The organism is Paracoccus benzoatiresistens (assembly GCF_026913015.1).
Lineage (GTDB): Bacteria > Pseudomonadota > Alphaproteobacteria > Rhodobacterales > Rhodobacteraceae > Paracoccus > Paracoccus benzoatiresistens.
This window is the reverse complement of sequence record NZ_JAPTYD010000110.1, coordinates 1-5,782: the sequence shown is the minus strand read 5'-3', so window position 1 is coordinate 5,782 and position 5,782 is coordinate 1. Positions and strand designations below refer to the sequence as shown.

Annotated in this window: 5 protein-coding genes; 3 read left to right on the top strand and 2 right to left on the bottom strand. The window is 58.3% G+C overall.

Annotated elements, in window-relative coordinates; all coding sequences use genetic code 11:
- Window positions 1-228: 228 nt before the first annotated feature.
- Both OU682_RS23315 and OU682_RS23310 read right to left on the bottom strand, forming a co-directional pair.
- Window positions 229-1,308 carry a GGDEF domain-containing protein gene (locus tag OU682_RS23315; protein WP_268944571.1) on the bottom strand — a complete coding sequence of 360 codons (1,080 nt, stop codon included), beginning with the start codon at window positions 1,306-1,308 and terminating at the stop codon, window positions 229-231.
- 821 nt (window positions 1,309-2,129) lie between these two features.
- Window positions 2,130-2,423, bottom strand: coding sequence for a hypothetical protein (locus OU682_RS23310; protein ID WP_268944570.1), 294 nt, complete (start codon window positions 2,421-2,423; stop codon window positions 2,130-2,132).
- A 282-nt stretch (window positions 2,424-2,705) separates the two neighbouring features.
- Here OU682_RS23310 and OU682_RS23305 point away from each other — a divergent pair, with 282 nt between their 5' ends.
- From OU682_RS23305 to OU682_RS23295, 3 genes are all read left to right on the top strand, one after another.
- Window positions 2,706-3,896: a glycosyltransferase family 4 protein gene (locus OU682_RS23305; protein WP_268944569.1), complete on the top strand. Its 1,191-nt coding sequence runs from the start codon at window positions 2,706-2,708 to the stop codon at window positions 3,894-3,896.
- A 94-nt stretch (window positions 3,897-3,990) separates the two neighbouring features.
- On the top strand, window positions 3,991-4,917 hold the full coding sequence (locus tag OU682_RS23300; RefSeq protein ID WP_268944568.1) for a hypothetical protein: 927 nt from the start codon (window positions 3,991-3,993) through the stop codon (window positions 4,915-4,917).
- Between the two features lie 21 nt (window positions 4,918-4,938).
- Window positions 4,939-5,658: a 4'-phosphopantetheinyl transferase family protein gene (locus OU682_RS23295; protein WP_329609850.1), complete on the top strand. Its 720-nt coding sequence runs from the start codon at window positions 4,939-4,941 to the stop codon at window positions 5,656-5,658.
- Window positions 5,659-5,782 lie beyond the last annotated feature (124 nt).

The window sequence follows — 5,782 nt, the reverse complement described above, 5'->3', positions numbered from 1 at the left end:
CCTGAGCATCGGCATCAGCGCCAAACTGGGGAATTTTCATCCAGCCGTTTTGGGGAGATTACGTCCAGCACTCACACTGCAGTCCTGTATCCCCGCCTCAGGTCACGTCCGAACACCCAAGTCGCGCTACAGGGGCCTACCCCTGAATGCCAGACCTCAAGGCGACGATGACGCCGTCCCCAGACAGCGGGTCATCGAATCACGGGCGACCATCCTGGGTCGGCTGCTTCAAGAGGCTAGCTCGAGATCCCTCTCCTCGGAGAGCGAGAGGGTCACCCGATCCCGCCCCTGGATTTTTGAGGCATAGAGCGCTTGATCCGCTCGTTGGTAACCTTTGCTGTAGTTGAACGGCGCTTGTTCGAAGAAAAATCCCCCGATGCTGACACGTGTCAGCTGGGTCGTGCCATAGGGGATCTGCAAGGCCTTCCGGAACCGCTCAGCTACAAGGCGCCCCGCATCAGCATTCTTAGTGTGCACCAGGATAGCAAACTCTTCACCTCCTACTCGGGCTGCAAAGTCAGTAGCGCGAACCGTGCGGCGAATAGCCGATCCGATTTCTTGCAGGACGATATCACCTGCATCATGGCCGAACTCGTCATTGATCTTCTTGAAATGATCAACGTCAAGCATAAGGAAGAGAACACCCGTGACTCGCTCAGCTTCGAGTTCCCGCGCATAGTTCATGAGCGAACGACGATTAGGAAGGCCTGTGAGGCAATCGGTGGAAGCCTCCTTGGTCAGCTGACGTTCTCGCCGCCCACGCCGCTGCTCGGTCTCAAGCATCTTGCCAAAGATGAACACAACCAGGCCGATAACCAGACCCAGGAAGATCGAGGTCCGCCAGGCAGTGCTCGCAACAGCGACCAGCGTTAAAGCCGAGGGACCAAGGCACAGGATGCTGATCGACAACCAATCCGTCCATATCCTCTTGCGTGCTTTGCCGACCCGGTAGCGCCAAAGGAGACCACCCGCACCACTGGCGGCGATAACCAGAACGCCTGCGATTGTCCCACTTCCGCCAATGATGACGCGCGCAACACCGTTCAGCACGCCAGCTGTCACTGCAGCGATCGGGCCACCGAAGGCTGCAGCCATTCCAATAAACGCTCCGCGAGCGTCGGCCTGAAGTCCCGGGCCTAGAACGATTGGCTGTGCCATCATGAGAATACCGCTGCAGCCCAGCACCAAACCCAAGCCCAACCGGCGAATCACAAAATTTTGTATCCGTCGCTGCATGAGGCCGTAAAGCAAAGTGCAGATTGCCATCACACCAACGGTGTTTATCAAAACAATAATATACTCGAACATCTTAGATCGTTTTCAAACTTGCAAACGCGAGTACAGACTATCTGTCGCGAAATCCTCAGGTGACCGCGTGACCTCGGCTAAAGTATTTGCTTCCGTGCGACAAGTCGGAGCTTGGCAGACGATCATCAACTTTGGAAATGCTGGTCCTGTGAAGCGGAGGGTGGGCGCAGCTACCCTGATGAATTTTTGCCACGAGTCCGGCCCTTCTGACAACCATTTCAAAGTAACCAAAAAGGGTTTCCTGAACTCCACCATAGGTAGATTTCCATCGAAGTTGATCAATCCCTAAGGATACCTGCAAGGGGTTGAACAAGGACAGTCGCACCTCTACCCTGCCCCTCCTCCAAACTCCCGGGCGATTTGAACGCGTTCGGTGCTCTAGATTAGTTCCGTAGCGAACAGGGGCTGCGCAGAACTGCAGCCTGCTGAACAATTAGCCCTCTACTGCATGGAGGTGTTGATTTGCAACCAGGCGCCTGTCTTGTTCCTCCGTCCTAGCACCAAGCATCTTGCTCAGGGCCTGGTGCAAGACAGCACCCGAGACCCGACCCGATCTGCTCGCCGCCATGGGGTGCAGAATGCCCCGGGGATCTTGCGAGATAGTCCCACGGATCCGGGGCATTTTGAGGAAGCTCTTTGAGATCAAAGGGCACATCCATCTCCTGATCCAAGGCAACCTTGCCATATGACGTTCAATCCCGATGGCGGCGGGAAATACGGTCGAGATAGCTTCCGAGCCACACAACCGCCCTGATAGAGAGATCAAGATTGCGCGGTGTCTGCCGCTTACTATCCCGCGTCGCGTGTTCGAGCAGGCTGCGTCAGCCATGGCACCAAGCCACGACGCAGCACAGCGCAATGCAGTTGGTCAGGCGCAGCTCCTCAATCCGGCAACCGATTTTCAGGGCCGGGAAGAAGCTCTCGATCTTCCAGCGGGCGGCCTTCGATTCGAGCTTGTGCACGGCGTCCGCACGGGACGCAACCGGCGGGTTCGTAGTCAACTTCCAAAAGACGGGTGCCCCGCCTTCCGACGGATCGAGCTCCTCAGAATGGATAAATTCGAGATCCTGACGCCGGCAATTCGGCTGCTTCTCGATCGGCGGACGAACCGACATCGTTGCATATCGGACCAACAGTACTGCGCGATGGTCCCTGCCCTGGGCATCGCGGTTTCGGACCACGTGCGTGCCGCCATCCAGAGGACAGTTCAGCCACGACAGTTTCGAAGAAGTCGCAGGACAATCGTGCCTTGACCATTGCCTGAACCGGAAACCATAATCAAACGTCGGTCACGCCTCGATGGAAAATCCGGGTCAGTTCTGGTTGGAAATCAACGTCCCGGCCGTTTGTCAGGGAACACGGTGGGCGGTGTCGGTTAGTTAAAGAGTGGAGCGTCCATGCGTCTCGGTTATCTTGTTCCTGAATTTCCAACCCAGACCCATGCCTTCTTCTGCCGCGAAACTGATGCCATCGAAGCAATGGGAGTTCCCGTCCGGCTGTACTCAACACGCCGGCCAGCCCCGGGTGCCTGCCCGCATGCTTTCGCAGCACGGATGGGGTCACGCACCACGTATCTCTTTCCTGCGTCGTCCAAGGCATTCGCATTGCTGCGCCGCCGGCCGTCCTGCACGGTGAAGGCTGTGTCTTATGTGCTCGGCCTTCGCGAAACGTCATTTGCCGGGCGGTTGAAGCTGCTGGGCTTATTGCCTTCGGCCGCAATGCTGGCCCATGATGCCGAGCAAAACTCAATTTCACATCTGCACATTCATTCCTGTGCCAACGCTGCTCATCTAGGGGCCTTGACCCATATCCTGAGTGGATTGCCTTATAGTCTGACATTGCACGGCGACCTGCCAGTTTATGGCAAGGATCACCGCGCCAAGATGCAGAGTGCCTCCTTTGTCGCAGCCGTGACGAGCCCGTTGGCGGAACAGATCGCTGAAGTGAGTCCGAACACCCTGGCACCGGTAATATGGATGGGGGTCGACTGCACCCAATTTGCTCCCCACAGCGCCCCTGCCGAGAACTTACGCGGCTTGGTCTTCCAGGTAGCCACCGTAGCGCGGCTGAACCGCGCGAAGGGTCATCGCTTCTTCCTTCAGGCAATGGCTCTTCTGCGCGAGCGCGGGCTCGCTATACGCTATCTGATCGCTGGCGACGGCCCTGAGAGAACCGAGATAGAGACGCAGGTCGACCAGCTCGGGCTTGGGGATCAGGTTCAGTTTTTGGGATCGCTGAGCGAGGATGACGTCTTGGCACTGCTACACAGGGTCGACGCGCTGGCGCTAACTTCGGTCGGTCAGGGGGAGGCGGCGCCGGTCACGGTGATGGAAGCGATGGCTTGTGGCTTGCCTGTTATCTGCTCAATTATCGGTGGCACACCCGACATGATCAGGGACGGACACGACGGCCTCTTGGTGCCACAGAAGGATGTAGCCGCCATTGCCGATGCCGTGCAGCGCTTGGCCGAGGATCCTGAACTGGTGCGGACCATCGGCCGCGCTGCCCGGACAAGGGCGATCGACTGCTTTGACAGCCGCGCCAATGCAGCGAGGCTGTTGCATGAAATTCGAGCTCAAATAACATGATCCAGTCGGCTGCGATAGTCTGGAGTTCCAAGCTGTGTTGACCGGGCATGCACCCATCTGATGACTGGACATTTTGGAGTTGTCGGAAATGATCGTGACCAAGAACCTGCGCACCGGCAAGAAACTGTGGAGCAGGCGCGCTGTTTTCGTACGTGCTTCAATGCTATCCCTTCTGGGCCTCACAGGGAGGGCGTTCGCTGATTATTCTGAGGGGCCGTTCGCGATGCGAGTTATTCAGTCCGGCCATTCACTGACTGATCCTATCGTGCCCATGCTGAATGCTATTCTCGCCGCTGAGGGCGTGCCGCAGATTAAGCCCTATCAGATCGAGCGCTCGACCATTCCCGGCAGCCCTATGGAATGGCGCTGGAACAACCGCGTTGAGCCTGGGCCGGATGCGCGTCACGATATCGCCGCCTATGACGTGCTGGTGCTCACCGAACGGGTGTCGCTGGTCAACACGATGCCTTGGCACGATTCCAAAAGCATGGCCCTGCGCTGGTTCGAGAACAGTTGGGCCCACGGCAAAGGCGGCAAGGGCGCGCAAACGGTGCTCTATGCGTCCTGGGTCGAGGTCGACAGCGGGCCGCAGAATGCGAACCCTCATAACGACCCCGAGGCACACCTTCCTTTTCGTGACCGATTGCCGCTCGAGATGGCACGCTGGCAGTCCATCGCAGACCATGTAAATGTCCGGCGCCCATACGGATCGCCAGCTATGCGGGTGATACCCGGCCCATTGGTGATGGCGGCCGCTCATGATGCGATTGCGGCTGGAGAAGCTCCCGGCATCTCGACAATCGAGGATCTGTTCGAGGACAATATTCATGTAAACGATACTGGCGCCTATTTGATAGCATTGGCGCATTTTGCGGTCCTCTATAACGTCGACCCTCGGACGTTGTCAGCCGGGTCGAATGGTCTAGGGTCGCGCCAACCTGAAACGGCCGCCTGGATGAAGCAGTTGATCCATGAGGTCCTGCTAGCCTATCCGGCTGCACACTATAGCGGTAGGGTATGACGCTTGCCACAATCGAGATCGGTGACATACGCAACTGCAGAGCGGTCTGAAGTGGTGCCCAATAGGCCTCTCAAAACTCTGGCGCTTGTCTCACGCGTCCTGCCGCTGCCACCCGCCGCGAAGCTGGTCTTCGAGCCCGTGGGGCCGACCACCTTGGACCACTTGCCGGAGGTGGCTCGGAACTGGGGCGAGCGCCGCCGGAACAGCTTTGCCGCAGGACGGCTCGCAGCAGCCAAGGCCCTCACGGCAGTCGGATACCGAGGCCGCACGATCCTGGGCATAACTTCCGATGGTTTACCTGCTTGGCCGCCGGGATGGATGGGAAGCATCAGTCATGCCGAAACGGTCGCAACCGCAGTTGTTGTTCCAGCCCAAAGCACCGAAGTTTCGGTCCTGGGCATAGATCTAGAACGCATTATTGCGCCCGGGACCGCCGCCGAAATTGCCACCGCGATCATGCCGGAAGCCTTGCCAGGTGCCTCCGGCCTGACGTTGGCCGAAGAGATAACACGCGTTTTTTCAGCCAAGGAAGCGCTGTACAAAGCGTTGTTCCCCCAAACGCGCCAGGTCCGCGGCTTTGAAGCGGCACGGGTAGGCTGGTCTAGACCCTGCTCGCATGACCCGGTCACGCTCAAACTGACCTTGACGGAAGACTGGGGCGGCGAATGGCTGACTGGAACGAGCCTCACTGCCTTCCAGGTGATCGGTGCGAACCATGTGGTAACGGTTGTGTGGTGTTAGGCGCGGGACAGGGGACGGGTTCGCACACCTTGCGCAATCATGGCCTCATACTAACGGCATTAACCACTGACCTGCGCCCAATCGCGTGAGGTGATTGAGGCGACGCGTTCCGGCATGGCGAGGA

What these genes read in the sequence shown, in the direction of transcription:
- OU682_RS23310 (WP_268944570.1), bottom strand. Translation starts at nt 2,423, where the DNA reads ATGTCGGTTCGTCCGCCGATCGAGAAGCAGCCGAATTGCCGGCGTCAG.
- OU682_RS23305 (WP_268944569.1), top strand. Translation starts at nt 2,706, where the DNA reads ATGCGTCTCGGTTATCTTGTTCCTGAATTTCCAACCCAGACCCATGCC.
- OU682_RS23315 (WP_268944571.1), bottom strand. Translation starts at nt 1,308, where the DNA reads ATGTTCGAGTATATTATTGTTTTGATAAACACCGTTGGTGTGATGGCA.